Genomic DNA, 14,769 nt, shown 5'->3' with positions numbered 1-14,769 from the left:
TCTACGAGTCGCCACCGACAGACGGCCCGGGGGCGGCCCCCGCCTTCGCCGCTGACAGCGAACGGAGCCGGTCGAGCACGGCGTCGGCCTGCTGCAGGGTCTGCTCCAGCGACCCCGAGGAGTCGACGACCAGGTCGGCGACGGCGAGCCTCTCGTCGTCGCCCGCCTGCGCCGCCACCCGGCGCCGCGCCTCCTGCTCGGGCATCCCGCGGAGCTGCACGAGCCGGGCGACGCGGTCCTCGGCAGGGGCGTGGACCACGACGACGACGTCGAACTCCCCTGCTCCCCGCGTCTCGACGAGCAGGGGGACGTCGTAGACGACGACTCGGGCGGGGTCGTCGGCCACCGCCTCGGCCATGCGCCGGCGAGAGAGCTCCCGGACGGCGGGGTGGGTGATCGCCTCGAGGTCACGGCGAGCCCCCGGGTCCGAGAACACCAGGGCCCCGAGGGCCGGACGGTCCAGGCTGCCGTCGGCAGCCAGGACGCCGCCGCCGAACCTCTCCGCGATCGCGGCGAGGCCGGGGGTGCCGGGCTCGACCACCTCGCGGGCGAGGAGGTCGGCGTCGACCACGGCCGCGCCCCGCTCCGCGAGACGACGGGACACGACGCTCTTGCCGGCGGCGATGCCCCCGGTCAGCCCACAGACGAACATCCGCCGAGGCTACCCGGTGAGGCACCGGCGAGCCCGGGAACGCCGCGAGGCGGCCCCCTCTCGGGGACCGCCTCGTGGTCAGGTCTGCTGCACCGTCAGGTGCGGCGTGACTAGTTGTTGTTCGACAGCTTCTCGCGCAGAGCGGCGAGCGACTCGTCGTCGGCGAGCGTGCCGGCGCCGGCCGACTCGCTCGAGAACGTCGAACCGGACGGCACGTCGAAGGTGGTCTCCTCGGCGAGCGACGCCGCGACCTGCTTCTTGTGGGCCTCCCAGCGAGCCTGGGCGGCAGCGTAGTCCTGCTCCCACTTCTCGCGCTGGGTCTCGAAGCCCTCGCGCCACTCGTTGGTCTCCGGGTCGAAGCCCTCGGGGTACTTGTAGTTGCCCTGCTCGTCGTACTCGGTGAGCATGCCGTAGAGCGCCGGGTCGAACTCGGTGCCCTCGGGGTCGACGCCCTCGTTGGCCTGCTTGAGGCTCAGCGAGATGCGACGGCGGTCGAGGTCGATGTCGATGACCTTGACGAACACCTCGTCGCCGACGGCGACGACCTGCTCGGCCAGCTCGACGTGCTTCGCCGACAGCTCGGAGATGTGCACGAGGCCCTCGATGCCGTCGGCCACGCGGACGAACGCACCGAACGGCACGAGCTTCGTGACCTTGCCGGGCGCGACCTGGCCGATGGCATGCGTGCGGGCGAAGACCTGCCACGGGTCCTCCTGAGTCGCCTTGAGCGAGAGCGACACGCGCTCACGGTCGAGGTCGACCTCGAGGATCTCGACGGTGACTTCCTGACCGACCTCGACGACCTCGCTGGCGTGCTCGATGTGCTTCCAGCTGAGCTCGGAGACGTGCACGAGGCCGTCCACGCCGCCCAGGTCGACGAAGGCGCCGAAGTTGACGATCGACGAGACGACGCCCTTGCGGACCTGGCCCTTGTGGAGGTTGTTGAGGAAGGTGGTGCGGCTCTCGGACTGCGTCTGCTCGAGGAGCGCACGGCGCGACAGGACCACGTTGTTGCGGTTCTTGTCGAGCTCGAGGATCTTCGCCTCGATCTCCTGGCCCAGGTAGGGCGTGAGGTCGCGGACGCGGCGCAGCTCGATGAGCGACGCGGGGAGGAAGCCCCGGAGTCCGATGTCGACGATGAGGCCGCCCTTGACGACCTCGATGACCGTTCCGGTGACGACGCCGTCGGCGTCCTTGATCTTCTCGACGTCGCCCCAGGCACGCTCGTACTGAGCGCGCTTCTTGGACAGGATCAGACGGCCTTCCTTGTCCTCCTTCTGGAGGACGAGGGCCTCGACGGTGTCGCCGACCTCGACGACCTCCGTGGGGTCGACGTCGTGCTTGATCGAGAGTTCGCGCGAGGGGATGACGCCCTCGGTCTTGTAGCCGACGTCGAGGAGGACCTCGTCGCGGTCGATCTTCACGACGGTGCCCTCGATGAGGTCGCCGTCGTTGAAGAACTTCAGAGTCTTCTCGACCGCGGCCAGGAAGTCATCAGCGGATCCGATGTCGTTGATGGCGACCTGCTTGGGTGCCTTGGTCGTTACGGTTGTCATGTAGTTAGTGCTCCAGTGAAAGCATGGATCGGGCCGCGGTCGTCCCGAGGAGTGTCTCGTCGGGGGGAGTCGGCCACGGCGGGCGGACAGATCGGCGCAGGAAGCGCCTCCACATCATAGCTCCGTGCCCGGGCACGCGGCAACGACCGAGGCCCCGCGCGCCGCGCCTCCCCCGGGTGGCCGACACCTGTCAGCGCAGGAGGGCGCGTCGGAGCGTGTCGAGGCCCACTCCCCCGAGCTGGAGCGCCTCGCGGTGGAAGGCGACGACGTCGAGGGAGCCCCCGGCGCGGCGCGTCCGCTCGGCCCGCAGCTCCTCCCAGATGCGCTGCCCGACCTTGTACGAGGGCGCCTGCCCGGGCCAGCCGAGGTACCGGTCGACCTCGAACCTCACGAACGACTCGTCGAGCGAGACGTTCTCGGTGAGGAACCGCAGGGCGTGGGCGTGGTCCCACCGCTGCGTCGTGCCCGGGACGGTCTTGCCCAGGTGCACGCCGATGTCGATGACGACGCGCGCCGCCCGCATCCGCTGCCCGTCGAGCATGCCGAGGCGGTCGCCCGGGTCGGCGAGGTGGCCGAGCTCGTCCATCAGCCGCTCCGCGTAGAGGGCCCAGCCCTCGGCGTGGCCGGAGGTGCCGGCGAGCTGACGGCGCCAGGTGTTGAGCGTGCCCCGGGCCCAGACGGCCTGCCCGATCTGGAGGTGGTGGCCCGGGACGCCCTCGTGGAAGACCGTGGTGGTCTCACGCCAGGTGCTGAACCGCGTGACGCCCTCGGGCACCGACCACCACATGCGGCCCGGCCGGGAGAAGTCGTCGCTCGGACCCGTGTAGTAGATGCCGCCGTCCTTCGTCGGCGCGATGCGGCACTCCAGCCGGCGCAGGGGCTCCGGGACGTCGAAGTGGGTGCCCGCCAGCTCGGCCACCGCACGGTCGCTGAGGCCCTGCATCCACTGCTGGAGCGCGTCGGTGCCCTCGAGCTGCCGCGAGGGGTCCTCGTCGAGGACGGCGATGGCCCGGGCCACCGAGGCACCCGGCTCGATCTGCCCGGCCACCGCCTCCTGCTCGGCCGCCGTCCGCGCGAGCTCGTCGAGCCCCCACTCGTAGGTCTCGTCGAGGTCGATCGTCGCGCCGAGGAAGCGCCGCGAGTGCAGGGCGTAGGCGTCCCGGCCCACGGCGTCGTCGACGCCCGCGGCGGGCAGCAGCTCGTCGAGCAGGAACGACCGCAGGCCGAGGTAGGCCGCGCCCGCCGAGCGCGCGCCCTCCTGCAGGTCTCGGACGAGCCCGTCGGAGGCGCCGCTCCCGTCGGCGAGGACCGGTCGCGCGGTCAGCTCGGTGAAGAAGCCTTCCGGATCGCCGATCCGCGCGCACTGCTCCGCCACGGCCTCGACCTGGCGACGGGCCGGGACGACGCCCTCCCGCACCCCGAGCCGGAGCGTCTCGACGTACTGGGCCACGGCACGGTCGACCCCGGCGAGCCTCGAGGCCACGTCGGACCACTCCTCGGCGCTGTCGGTCGGCATGAGGTCGAGGACCTCACGGATGCCCTGGGCGGGGGACGCGATCACGTTCAGGTCACGCAGCTCGAGCCGCTGCTCGGCCTGCTCGAGGTCGAGCTCCAGCTCGCTCCGGAGGTCGTCGCGCGTCACGAGGTCGACGTCGTCGACCGCCGGTGCCGCCTCGAGGTCGCGGAGGGCCGCGCGGACCGCCTCCACGCGGCGCTCGTGGCCCCGGGGCGAGTAGTCGCCGTACTCGCCCGTCCGGCCCTCACGCCCGATCCAGGTCGCCACGGTCGGGTCGAGGTCGACCAGCGTGTCGACCCAGCCCTCGGCGACGGCGTCGACCTGCGTGGGCGCGCGGCGGGCGGGGGGCGTNGCCCTCCGGGGCGGGTGGCGCTACTCGGCGTCGAGGTCCGTCTCGAGCAGCGCGGCGAGCTCCTCGAGGGCGGCGTCGGCGTTGTCGCCCTCGGTCGCCAGCGTGACCTGCTCGCCGTGGCCGATGCCCAGCGAGAGCACGCCGAGGATGCTCGCGGCGTTGACGCTCTTGCCGGCCGCGGTCGTCAGCGTGACCTTGGCGCCGGTCTTGCCGGCGGCCTGGCTGAAGAGCGAGGCGGGACGGGCGTGCAGCCCGACGCTCGAGGCGATGGTGACGGTACGTTCGGGCATTTCTTCTCCTTGGTCGCGACCGAGCCGGTCGGGTCGTCGGTCGGGTGGACGGCCGGGGCCGTCAGGGGTGGGGCGTCGTGGGTCAGTCGTCGTCGTCGTCGGTCGCGGCGAGGAGCTCGTAGACGTCGGCGGACGTCGTCGCTCCGCGGAGGGCGGCGGCCGAGTCCGGGTCCATGAGGATGCTGGCCAGCTGGCTGAGGATGGCGATGTGGCCGTTGCCCTTCGCAGCGATGCCGACCGCGACGCTGACCTCGTTGCCGTCCCAGTCGACCGGGGTCGGGAAGCGCAGGACGACGAGGGCGTCGGCCTTCACGCTGTCCTTGCCGGCGAGCGTGCCGTGCGGGATCGCCACGCCCTCGCCGACGTAGGTCGAGACGCTCTGCTCACGCTGGAACATCGCGTCGACGTAGCTCTCGTCGACGGCTCCGGCCTCGACGAGGGCCCGACCGGTCGCCCGGATGGCCTCGTCACGGTCGGCCGCGGTCTCGTCGAGGCGGATCGACGACTCCGCGAGGAGGGCCGTCAGGGCCGGGGCCTGCTCGTCGCTCACGCTCAGACCTCGACCGTCGAGCCGTCCTGGATCGCCTTGACGATCTTGGCGACGTTCGGGTCGCCCATGAAGAGCTGGAACGGGACGACGGGGACGTTCGGCACGACGCCGCGGGCGCGCTCGGCGAGGTTGTTCTGGGTCACGACGACGTCGGCGTCGGCCGGGATGCTGGCGACGGGCGAGTGCTCGACGGTGACGCCGCTCTTCTTGAGCTGCTTCTTCAGCGTCGAGGCGAGCATGACGCTGCTGCCCATGCCGGCGTCGCACGCGACGATGAGCTTCTTGATGGAGGAACCGTCGAGGGTTGCCATGTCAGTCTCCTTGTTTCATCGGGGTCGGGGGGCCGGCCGATCGGCCGGCCCCCCGCGGTGTCAGTTGGACGTCGGTGCCGACGTCCCCTTGCTGGTGGCCTTGTTGGCGGCGGTGGCCGCCTGTGCGTCGGCCAGGGCCTGCTCCTGCGCTGCCGCGTCCTCGGCGGCCGCCTCGCGGTTCTCCTTGCGGCCGAAGCCCATGAGGAAGGCGGAGACGACGAACGAGACCGCAGCCGAGAGCAGGATACCCAGGTAGATCGGGAGGATGTCCCCTCGGGCGGCGACGAGCGTGTAGGCGATGATGCTGCCCGGCGAGGCGGGGCCGACCAGGCCGACGCCGAAGAGCGAGAAGACCGTGATGCCGGTGGCGCCGCCGAGGATCGCGGCGACGAGCAGCACGGGCTTCATCAGCACGTACGGGAAGTAGATCTCGTGGATGCCGCCGAAGAAGTGCACGACGATCGCGGCCGGGGCCGAGGGGCGGATGGCGCGCGGTCCGAAGAAGAGGAACGCGAGCAGGATGCCGAGGCCCGGGCCGGGGTTCGACTCGAGCATGAAGAGGATCGACTTGCCGGTCTCCTGCGACTCGATGCCGCCGAGGGGGGTCAGCACGCCCTGGTTGATCGCGTTGTTGAGGAAGAGGATCTTGGCGGGCTCGATGATGATCGACGCGAGCGGGAGCAGCCCGCGCTCGACGAGGAAGTCGACGCCGGAGCCGAACACGCCGGTCAGCCAGGTCGTGACGGGGGCGAGGCCGAAGAACGCCCCGACCGCCACGGCGGCGCCGATGATGCCGAGCGAGAAGTTGTTGACGAGCATCTCGAAGCCGGACTTGATGCGGCCGTCGACGAGCTTGTCGAACTGCTTCAGCAGCCAGGCGGCGAGGGGGCCGACGATCATGGCGCCGAGGAACTGCGGCACGTCGGTCGCGACGATGACGCCCATGACGCCGACGGCGCCGATGACGGCACCGCGCTGGCCGTGGATCATGCGACCGCCCGTGTAGGCGATGAGGATCGGCAGCAGGTACTTGATGATGGGACCGACGAGGCCGGGCCACGGCGTGCCGTCGGACATCTCGCCGAAGCCGCCGAGCTGGGGCACCGGGGTCCAGCCGGTCTGGATGAAGAGGGCGGTGATGAGGCCCCAGGCGATGAACGCGCCGATGTTCGGCATGATCATGCCCGCGAGGAAGCCTCCGAAGCGCTGGACGCGCGCTCGGACGCCGGTCCCGGAGACCGTGGGGGTGAATTCGGACATGGTTGTCAGTTCTCCTTCGTGCTCACTGCGGAGTGTCGATGGGGGTGCGGGTGGGGTGGTGCGGTGCTGCAGGGTGCGGTGGTGCGGTGGGGTGGGAGTCAGGGGGACGGGGCGACGGGACGCGCGGGGCGCGTCACACGATCACCACGCGCGGGCCGGAGCGCTCGACGTCGTCGGCGAGGTCCGCGTCGACCGCACCGTCGGTCACGACGGTGTCGACCTCGTTCAGGGGGGCCACCCTCGCGAAGTCCTCGCGTCCGAACTTGGAGTGGTCCGCGAGGACGACGGTGCGCCGGGAGGCGGCCATCAGGGCCTTCTTGACCCGCGCCTCCGCGATGTCCGGCGTGGTGAGGCCCCGCTCGGCCGAGATGCCGTTCGTGCCCATGAAGGCCACGTCGGCGAAGACCTCGGCGATCTGGGCCAGCGTCCACTCGCCGACGGCGGCGAGGGTCCTGGCCCGGACGAGCCCGCCGAGGAGGTGGAGCGTGATCGTCGACCGGCCCACGAGGGCGTTCGCCACCGCGAGCGAGTGCGTGACGACGGTGAGCTCGCGGTCGTCCGGCAGGAGCTCGGCGAACCGCACGGTGGTGGTGCCGGCGTCGACGATGACGGAGCCCCCGTCGGGGAGCTCGTCGAGGGCGGCCCGTGCGATGCGCTCCTTCTCGACGGCCGCCGAGCCCACGCGGTCGGCGACGGGGCGCTCGATGCCGAGCCGCTCGACGGCGATCGCTCCCCCGTGCACGCGGCGCAGGACGCCCCGCCGCTCGAGGGCCGTGAGGTCGCGACGCACGGTCTCCGGCGTGACGGAGAGCTCCCGGGCGAGGCCGGCGACCTCGACGCGGCCGCGCTGACGCGCCGTGTCGAGGATCTGCTGGTGACGCTCGGGTGCGTACATGGATCGGGACTCCGTTGTCGGACGTGCTGGCCCGTGAGGGGGTTTCGGTAAGGGGGCGCGATGGTGGGGCGCGGCCCCGCCGGTCGTGACCGGCGGAGTCATACAAGTCCGTTCGGGTCCGGAGGTCAAGCTCTCCGCGCGTGTCGTGTCCGATCGTGCCCGGTTCGGGGTACAGATCAGGTCCCCCACAGGGCCAGGGCCGTGGCTGCGCCCACGCCCAGCACGCAGGGGGGTCGCGGATCAGGGTCCGGAGGGCGTGACGTCAGTGCGCGGCCGCGTCCCAGCTCTCGCCGAGCCCGACGCTGACGTCGAGCGGGACCCGGAGCTCGGCCGCGCCGCTCATCCGGCGCTCCACGATGTCGCGGACGACGTCGACCTCGCCGGAGGCGACCTCGACGATGAGCTCGTCGTGGACCTGGAGCAGGACGCGCGACGCCATCTCCCGCTGGTCGAGCTCCGCCCGGACCCCGAGCATCGCGCGCTTCATGATGTCGGCCGCCGAGCCCTGGATCGGGGCGTTGAGCGCGGCGCGCTCGGCGTTCTCGCGGAGCACCCGGTTGGGCGACTTGAGGTCGGCGAACGGGCGGCGGCGGCCGAAGATCGTCTCGGTGTAGCCGTCCTCCCTGGCCTTCTCGACGACGTTGCGCAGGTACTCGCGGACCGCGCCGAAGCGCGCGAAGTAGTCGGTCATCAGCTGCTTCGCCTCGCCGCTCTCGATGCGCAGCTGCTTGGACAGGCCGAAGGCGCTGAGGCCGTAGGCGAGTCCGTACGACATCGCCTTGACCTTCGTGCGCATGAGGGGCGTGACGTCGGCGGGCTCGACGTGGAAGATCCGCGCCCCGACGAAGCGGTGCAGGTCCTCCCCCGCCGCGAAGGCCTCGATGAGTCCCTCGTCGCCGGAGAGGTGCGCCATGATCCGCATCTCGATCTGCGAGTAGTCGGCCGTCAGCAGGGTCTCGTACTCGGGCCCGTGGACGAAGGTCGACCGGATCTCCCGGCCCACGGCGGCCTTGACCGGGATGTTCTGGAGGTTGGGGTCGACGGACGAGATGCGCCCCGTCGTCGTGCCCGTCTGGTCGTAGGTCGTGTGGATGCGGCCGTCGTCGGCGATGGACTTCTCGAGGGTGTCGATGATCTGCCGGAGCTTCGTGACGTCGCGGTGCTGCAGGAGGAGGCCGAGGAACGGGTGCGGGTGCTTCTCCTGCAGGTCGGCCAGCGAGGCGGCGTCGGTCGAGAAGCCCGTCTTGGTGGCCCGGGTGCGGGGCATCTCGAGCTGCTCGAAGAGCACCTCCTGCAGCTGCTTGGGCGAGCCGAGGTTGACCTCGCGCCCGATCTCCGCGAAGGCCGCCGCGGCGAACCCGCCGGCGCTCTCGGCGAGGCGGCTGGAGAGGGCGACCAGTGCGTCGCGGTCGGCCGCGACCCCCGTCAGCTCCATGTCGCCGAGGACGGGCACGAGCGGCAGCTCGAGATCGATGAGGACGGACCGCGACCCCTCGTCGAGCGCCTCCGTGAGGGACTCGGAGAGGCGGAGCGTGTACCAGGCCTCCGTCGCGACGCTGACCTGCTCGTCGGCCGGGACGAGCTGGTTCGGGTCGGCGACGGGGAGCGTCTCGCCCAGCTGCTCGTAGACGAGGTCGGTCAGGGCGAAGGACGTGCGGCCGGGCCGGAGCAGCCACGCGGCGACGCGCGTGTCGCCGACGATGCCGGTGAGGCGGAGGCCCGCCCGGGAGAGCGCCTTGTAGGCGCGCTTCGAGTCGTGCAGGACCTTCGGCGACGCGTCGTCGAGCCAGGCCTCGAGGGCCACGTAGTCGCCGCGGCCCGTGGCCCACGGGACGTACGCGGATTCGTCGTGCGACGAGATGCCCAGGCCGACCACGCCGTCGGCGCCGTACTCGACGGCGAGGCCGACGGGCGAGGACGGGTCGGCGGCGTTCTTCCGCAGCCAGTGAGCCAGCTCTTCGTCGACCAGCGTGCGCACCACGGGCAGGCCCGCCGGCGCGGCGACGACCGTGCCCTCGGCGGAGCCGTCGGGACGGGCCGGCCCCTCGCCCTCGCTGAGCTTGAGCACGCGCTCGAGCAGCGTGCGGAACTGGAGCTTGTCGAAGAGCTCGCGGACGGCCTCGTCGTCCACCGGGCGGCGTTCGAGGTCCGCGGGGCCCACGGGCAGCTCGACGTCGGTGACCAGGCGGTTCAGGCGGCGGTTGCGGATCGCGCGCTCCTTCTGCTCGCGGAGCTTCCCGCCGACGACGCCCTTGATCTCGTCGGCGTGCGCGATGACCTCGTCGAGGCTGCCGTACTGGGTGATCCACTTGACGGCGGTCTTCTCGCCGACCTTGTCGACGCCGATGAGGTTGTCGCTGGTCTCGCCGACGAGGGCCGCGACCTCCGGGTACTGGTGGGGCTCGATGCCGTACCGCTCGAAGACCTTGTCGCGGTCGTAGCGGGTCAGCTCGCTGACGCCGCGCGCCGACGGGTAGAGGAGGGTGACGTCGTCGTTGACCATCTGGATGGCGTCGCGGTCACCGGAGACCACGAGGACGCGGTAGCCGTCGCCGCGACCGCGCACGGCGAGGGTGGCGAGGATGTCGTCGGCCTCGAAGTCCTCCTTCGTGATGGTCGTGATGCCCATCGCGTGGAGGGCCTCCTGCAGGAGGGGGATCTGCCCCACGAACTCGACCGGGGTCTCCGACCGCGTGCCCTTGTACTCGGGGTACTCGCGGGTGCGGAACGAGAAGCGGGAGATGTCGAACGCGACCGCGAGGTGGGTGGGCTTCTCCGCCTTGAGCAGGCTCAGCAGCATCGAGATGAAGCCGTGGATGGCGTTGGTGTGCTGGCCCTCCCGGTTCACGAAGCTGTCGACGGGCAGGGCGTAGAACGCCCGGAACGCCAGGGAATGACCGTCGATGACCAGGAGGGTAGGCTTCGTTTCGTCCGACACCCCGTCAGCCTAGCGGCCGGGTCCGACAGGCTCCCCGGTCGTCCGGGCCGCGCCTCCGGGCCGCGCCTCCGGGCCGCGCCTCCGGGTCCGTGCCTCCGAGTCCGTGAGCACGTGCTCCGCCGGGGCCGACCCCCGATCGACCGGAGCCCCGTGACCGACGCGACCCCCGCCTCCCCCCGTCCTGCCGCGCCCGCCTCCGACGCCGACCGCACCGTGTCCTCCGAGGCGGTGCTCAGCGACGAGGCCGTCGAGCTGTTCCGTCGCCGGGGCGTCGGCGCCCTGGCCGAGAAGATGGGGATCGAGATCCTCGAGATGAGCGCGGAGCGGGCCGTCGGGCGGATGCCGGTCGCCGGAAACACGCAGCCGGTGGGGATCCTGCACGGCGGGGCGCACGTCGTGCTGGCGGAGACCCTCGGCTCCGTGGCCGCGAACGTGCACGCGGGCGCGGGGCGCCTCGCGATGGGGATCGAGCTCAACGCCAGCCACAGCCGATCGGCCGCGACGGGCTGGGTGACCGGCACGTGCACGGCGGTCCACCTCGGGCGCACGCTGACGACGCACCAGGTGGTCATGACCGACGACGACGGGCGGCTGCTCTCGACCGTCCGCATCACGAACTACCTCACCGACTCCCGCGGCTGAGCTCGACGCCCCGCGACGACGAAGGGCCCGCCCCGTGGGGGCGGGCCCTTCGTCGAGGGAAGCCGGGTGGAGCTACTTCTTCGCGCTGAGCTGCTCGATGATGGCCTGCGCCACGTCGTGCATGGTCAGACGGCGGTCCATCGAGGCCTTCTGGATCCAGCGGAAGGCCTCCGGCTCGGTGAGGCCCATCTTCTCGTTGAGGAGGCCCTTGGCCCGGTCGACGAGCTTGCGGGTCTCGAAGCGCTCGACCAGGTCGGCGACCTCGGCCTCGAGGGTGATGATCTGCGTGTAGCGCGAGAGGGCGATCTCGATCGCGGGCAGCAGGTCGTTGGGGGTGAAGGGCTTGACGACGTAGGCCAGCGCTCCGGCCTCGCTCGCCCGCTCGACGAGCTCCTTCTGGCTGAAGGCCGTCAGGAGGACCACGGGGGCGATGTGGTTCTTGCTGAGCGTCTCGGCGGCGGAGATGCCGTCGAGCTTGGGCATCTTGACGTCCATGATGACGAGGTCCGGGCGGAGCTCCGTGGCGAGGGCGACGGCCGTCTCGCCGTCTCCGGCCTCGCCGACCACCTCGAATCCGTTGTCGCGGAGGATCTCGACGATGTCGAGCCGGATGAGGGACTCATCTTCGGCCACGACGACGCGACGGGGTGCTGCTGAGGTTGCTTCCTGGTCACTCACGAAGCAGAGCCTACGGTATTCTCGACCCGGTCGTCGTGAGCCGGATTGGCGGAATGGCAGACGCGGGGCACTCAAAATGCTCTGTCCGAGAGGGCGTGCGGGTTCGACCCCCGCATCCGGCACCGTCGCGACCAGGCCGCACCGAGTCGTCCTCGTGACCTCGGCGGCCCGCCTCCGCCCCTCTGGGTCGGGCGTGTCCTGCGCTCCTGGCCGTGGTTCGTTCACTGTCCGGTGAGCGACGCGCACTGTCCGAGTCGGTCCCGTCCACGACTTTGTCGGCCGAGTTGGTGTTCTCGGGGGTCTCGTGCACTACGCTGGAGTGACTGGTTGTTGTGTTACGCATTTGTATCTCGCGACGTGCCGGGGCGAGCTCCTCTCGAGGGGCACGGTCTGGCTGCGGCGTTCTCAGAGGGAGCGGACAAAAAGGCACCGCGACGAGCGATCCCGAAGTCGGGATCGACAACTCTGATTGAAGGAACAAGAAAAATGGCTACAGGTACCGTTAAGTGGTTCAACTCCGAAAAGGGCTTCGGCTTCATCACCCCCGACGACGGATCCACTGACGTCTTCGCGCACTTCTCCGCGATCGCCGGCGACGGCTACCGCAACCTGGAGGAGAACCAGAAGGTCGAGTTCGAGACCGCTCAGGGCAACAAGGGCCTCCAGGCCGAGAACATCCGCGTCATCTGACTCGGCGGCGTCCACTGAGACGCCGACAGCCGACGACCTGGTCGTCAGCGACACGAAGCCCCGATCTGCTCCGGCAGGTCGGGGCTTCTTGCATGCCCTCGGCCGCTCGGGGCCAGACGGGCCGCGGCCTCAGGGGGCAGGGAGCCCGAGGAGGCGCGCGACCGGCTCGTAGTCCGCCTCCGCTGATCGGAGGTCGGCCTCGGCCCGGCGGATGCGTGCCGTGGCGTCCGCGGGATCAGTGTCGGCGTCGTCCGCCGCGGAGCCGGGACGTGCACCGCTGAGCAGTGCCTCGCGGGCGTCGCGGTACCTCATGACCAGAGCCGACCAGAGGGCGAGCTCGTCGCCGGTCGCGTCGTCGGGGGCGGCCGCCGCGACGTCGTCGGGGACCTCCACCGCCGCGACCCTGGTGTCCCGCTCCCCTCCGGAGCGCGTCGACTCGCTCATCGCCTCCCCCGTGCTCGCTGACGACAGTGCGGCGCCAGCACCCGCGTCGACGAAGAGCCGTCGAACGCCGACGGCGAGGACTCCCCCGACCAGGGCCCCCGAGGCGCTCGTCGCCGCGAGCCCGACCAAGGAGGTCACCTCCCACGCCGCCACCGCGACCACGAGGATCGCCCCCGCTCCGACCACGGCCCCGGTCGGGCCCCAGCGCTCACGTCGGCGTGGGCCCCGTGGAGGACGGCGCGTCACCGAGAGCGACCTCGACAAGGCGTCCCGGGCCTCGGCCACGGAGACGTCGCTCCAGGTGGGCACGACGAACAGCCGCCCGTCGAGGCGAAAGCACCGGGGGTGACCGGGAGGGACGGGCATGGGCGCAGACTACGCCCGTCGACTGCGGGGCCCGGCGGACGAGAGGAAGACCTCCTCGGCGATCGACCTCGTCGACCGGCCCCCTGACGACCGTGAGGCCGGGCCCTCTCGGGCCCGGCCTCACGGTCGGTGCGGTGCCGCCTAGGAGACGGGCGGCGGTGTCTTGGCCGCGTAGGCCGGAGCCGCCTCGCCGTGGGCGTCGCCCACTCGGTGCACCCGGAGGTCGTTCGTGGAGCCGGCGATCCCGGGAGGGGACCCGGCGATCACGATGACCTTGTCGCCGGCGGCGCAGAGGTCGTTGCCCAGCAGGATGTCGTCCACCTGGTCGAACATCGCGTCGGTGTGGGTGACGTTCTCGACGAGGAACGAGCGCACGCCCCAGCTGAGGGCCATGCGACGGCGCGTCGCCTCGTTGGGCGAGAAGGCCAGGATCGGGATGGGGTGGCGGAGGCGCGACATGCGTCGCACGGAGTCGCCCGACTCGGTGAAGACGCAGAGGAACTTCGCCTCGACGAACTCGGCGACGTCGGCGGCGGCCAGGGTGATGGCCCCGCCCTGGGTCCGCGGGCGGGTGCCGAGCGGCTGGATGCGCTCGAGACCGTGCTCCTCCGTCGAGGCGACGATCCGGGCCATGGTCTGCACCGTGATGACGGGGTACTCCCCCACGCTCGTCTCGCCGCTCAGCATGACGGCGTCGGCGCCGTCGAGCACGGCGTTCGCGACGTCGGACGTCTCTGCCCGCGTCGGGATCGGGCTGGAGATCATCGACTCGAGCATCTGCGTGGCGACGATGACGGGCTTGGCCATGCGGCGTGACAGCTCGACTGCGTGCTTCTGCACGATCGGGACGGCCTCGAGGGGCAGCTCGACGCCGAGGTCGCCGCGGGCGACCATGATGCCGTCGAAGGCCTCGATGATGGCCTCGAGGTTGTCGACCGCCTGGGGCTTCTCGATCTTGGCGATGACGGGGACGCGTCGCTCCTCCTCTGCCATGATCTCGTGCACACGGGTGACGTCGTCGGCGTCGCGGACGAACGAGAGCGCGATGTAGTCGGCGCCGAGGCGGAGGCCCCAGCGGAGGTCGGCCTCGTCCTTCTCGGAGAGGGCCGGCACGTTCACCGCGACGCCGGGCAGGTTGATGCCCTTGTTGTTCGACACGGTGCCGGCCACGACGACCTCGGTCGTCACGACCGTGCCGTCGGTCTCGAGGACGCGCAGCTTGACGCGGCCGTCGTCGATGAGCAGCGGATCGCCGGGGGCGACGTCCTGCGGGAGGCCCTTGAAGGTCGTGCCGCAGAGCTCCTTCGTGCCGAGGACGTCCTCCACGGTGATCTTGAAGACGTCGCCGACGGCGAGGTCGTGGGGGCCGTCGGCGAACTTGCCGAGGCGGATCTTGGGGCCCTGGAGGTCGACCAGGACGGCGACGGGCCGCCCCGCGTCGTCGGCGGCCTGGCGGACGTTGCCGTACACGGCCTCGTGGACGTCGTAGCTGCCGTGGCTGAGGTTCATCCGCGCGACGTCGACACCTGCGTCGATGATCGCTCGGATGTTCTCGTAGCTCGACGTCGCCGGCCCGAGGGTGGCGACGATCTTTGCGCGTCTCATGGGTTCCTTACTGGTGGGGTGAGG

General features: G+C 71.2%; 13 protein-coding genes, 1 tRNA gene and 1 pseudogene. 3 read left to right on the top strand and 12 right to left on the bottom strand.

The genetic code is table 11. The annotated features are described in order from the left end of the window. Nucleotide 1: 1 nt before the first annotated feature. The 9 genes and pseudogenes from coaE to polA all read right to left on the bottom strand — a co-directional run bounded on the left by coaE (nt 2) and on the right by polA (nt 10,320). Nucleotides 2-652 (bottom strand): dephospho-CoA kinase, encoded by a 651-nt coding sequence (gene coaE, locus IFT72_RS05055; protein WP_185232665.1) that lies wholly within the window; start codon nt 650-652, stop codon nt 2-4. A 110-nt stretch (nt 653-762) separates the two neighbouring features. Further along, the gene (rpsA, locus tag IFT72_RS05050; protein WP_056054793.1) at nt 763-2,208 is read right to left on the bottom strand and encodes a 30S ribosomal protein S1; all 1,446 of its coding nucleotides are present in this window, start codon (nt 2,206-2,208) and stop codon (nt 763-765) included. Nucleotides 2,209-2,398: 190 nt separating this feature from the next. After that, nucleotides 2,399-4,075 (bottom strand): annotated as a pseudogene (locus IFT72_RS05045) (DUF885 domain-containing protein); the annotation flags it as partial. Between the two features lie 21 nt (nt 4,076-4,096). After that, the gene (locus tag IFT72_RS05040; protein ID WP_185232661.1) at nt 4,097-4,366 is read right to left on the bottom strand and encodes an HPr family phosphocarrier protein; all 270 of its coding nucleotides are present in this window, start codon (nt 4,364-4,366) and stop codon (nt 4,097-4,099) included. 82 nt (nt 4,367-4,448) lie between these two features. Next, on the bottom strand, nt 4,449-4,916 hold the full coding sequence (locus tag IFT72_RS05035) for a PTS sugar transporter subunit IIA (protein ID WP_371741170.1): 468 nt from the start codon (nt 4,914-4,916) through the stop codon (nt 4,449-4,451). A gap of 2 nt (nt 4,917-4,918) precedes the next feature. After that, nucleotides 4,919-5,227, bottom strand: coding sequence for a PTS lactose transporter subunit IIB (locus tag IFT72_RS05030; protein ID WP_167259182.1), 309 nt, complete (start codon nt 5,225-5,227; stop codon nt 4,919-4,921). Nucleotides 5,228-5,287: 60 nt separating this feature from the next. Beyond that, complete coding sequence (locus IFT72_RS05025) at nt 5,288-6,487, bottom strand: PTS mannitol transporter subunit IICB (protein ID WP_167259181.1); 1,200 nt, start codon at nt 6,485-6,487, stop codon at nt 5,288-5,290. A gap of 133 nt (nt 6,488-6,620) precedes the next feature. Continuing rightward, a complete protein-coding gene (locus tag IFT72_RS05020) occupies nt 6,621-7,382 on the bottom strand; it encodes a DeoR/GlpR family DNA-binding transcription regulator (protein WP_185232659.1) in 762 nt (253 codons plus the stop codon). Between the two features lie 262 nt (nt 7,383-7,644). Next, nucleotides 7,645-10,320, bottom strand: a complete 2,676-nt coding sequence (gene polA, locus IFT72_RS05015; protein WP_192045700.1) for a DNA polymerase I — start codon at nt 10,318-10,320, stop codon at nt 7,645-7,647. 291 nt (nt 10,321-10,611) lie between these two features. On the opposite strand from polA, the gene IFT72_RS05010 reads away from it, so the two are divergent. Beyond that, nucleotides 10,612-10,962: a PaaI family thioesterase gene (locus IFT72_RS05010; RefSeq protein WP_082514462.1), complete on the top strand. Its 351-nt coding sequence runs from the start codon at nt 10,612-10,614 to the stop codon at nt 10,960-10,962. 72 nt (nt 10,963-11,034) lie between these two features. Here the strand turns inward: IFT72_RS05010 and IFT72_RS05005 are convergent, their stop codons facing one another. Continuing rightward, the gene (locus IFT72_RS05005) at nt 11,035-11,640 is read right to left on the bottom strand and encodes an ANTAR domain-containing response regulator (protein ID WP_055797432.1); all 606 of its coding nucleotides are present in this window, start codon (nt 11,638-11,640) and stop codon (nt 11,035-11,037) included. 39 nt (nt 11,641-11,679) lie between these two features. Between IFT72_RS05005 and IFT72_RS05000 the strand changes: the two genes are divergently transcribed. Then, nucleotides 11,680-11,762 (top strand) — tRNA-Leu (locus IFT72_RS05000). A gap of 364 nt (nt 11,763-12,126) precedes the next feature. After that, the gene (locus IFT72_RS04995) at nt 12,127-12,330 is read left to right on the top strand and encodes a cold-shock protein (RefSeq protein WP_056054766.1); all 204 of its coding nucleotides are present in this window, start codon (nt 12,127-12,129) and stop codon (nt 12,328-12,330) included. 129 nt (nt 12,331-12,459) lie between these two features. Here IFT72_RS04995 and IFT72_RS04990 read toward each other — a convergent pair whose 3' ends face one another. Further along, nucleotides 12,460-13,140, bottom strand: a complete 681-nt coding sequence (locus IFT72_RS04990) for a hypothetical protein (protein ID WP_192045699.1) — start codon at nt 13,138-13,140, stop codon at nt 12,460-12,462. A 141-nt stretch (nt 13,141-13,281) separates the two neighbouring features. After that, a complete protein-coding gene (pyk, locus tag IFT72_RS04985) occupies nt 13,282-14,745 on the bottom strand; it encodes a pyruvate kinase (RefSeq protein ID WP_056054760.1) in 1,464 nt (487 codons plus the stop codon). Nucleotides 14,746-14,769 lie beyond the last annotated feature (24 nt).

Source organism: Frigoribacterium sp. CFBP 8754 (genome assembly GCF_014841815.1).
GTDB classification, from domain to species: Bacteria; Actinomycetota; Actinomycetes; order Actinomycetales; family Microbacteriaceae; genus Frigoribacterium; species Frigoribacterium endophyticum.
This window is presented reverse-complemented; position numbering and strand designations above follow the sequence as displayed.

What these genes read in the sequence shown, in the direction of transcription:
- rpsA (WP_056054793.1), bottom strand. Translation starts at nt 2,208, where the DNA reads ATGACAACCGTAACGACCAAGGCACCCAAGCAGGTCGCCATCAACGAC.
- IFT72_RS04995 (WP_056054766.1), top strand. Translation starts at nt 12,127, where the DNA reads ATGGCTACAGGTACCGTTAAGTGGTTCAACTCCGAAAAGGGCTTCGGC.
- IFT72_RS05040 (WP_185232661.1), bottom strand. Translation starts at nt 4,366, where the DNA reads ATGCCCGAACGTACCGTCACCATCGCCTCGAGCGTCGGGCTGCACGCC.
- IFT72_RS05020 (WP_185232659.1), bottom strand. Translation starts at nt 7,382, where the DNA reads ATGTACGCACCCGAGCGTCACCAGCAGATCCTCGACACGGCGCGTCAG.
- IFT72_RS05010 (WP_082514462.1), top strand. Translation starts at nt 10,612, where the DNA reads ATGGGGATCGAGATCCTCGAGATGAGCGCGGAGCGGGCCGTCGGGCGG.
- coaE (WP_185232665.1), bottom strand. Translation starts at nt 652, where the DNA reads ATGTTCGTCTGTGGGCTGACCGGGGGCATCGCCGCCGGCAAGAGCGTC.
- IFT72_RS05025 (WP_167259181.1), bottom strand. Translation starts at nt 6,487, where the DNA reads ATGTCCGAATTCACCCCCACGGTCTCCGGGACCGGCGTCCGAGCGCGC.
- IFT72_RS04990 (WP_192045699.1), bottom strand. Translation starts at nt 13,140, where the DNA reads ATGCCCGTCCCTCCCGGTCACCCCCGGTGCTTTCGCCTCGACGGGCGG.
- IFT72_RS05030 (WP_167259182.1), bottom strand. Translation starts at nt 5,227, where the DNA reads ATGGCAACCCTCGACGGTTCCTCCATCAAGAAGCTCATCGTCGCGTGC.
- pyk (WP_056054760.1), bottom strand. Translation starts at nt 14,745, where the DNA reads ATGAGACGCGCAAAGATCGTCGCCACCCTCGGGCCGGCGACGTCGAGC.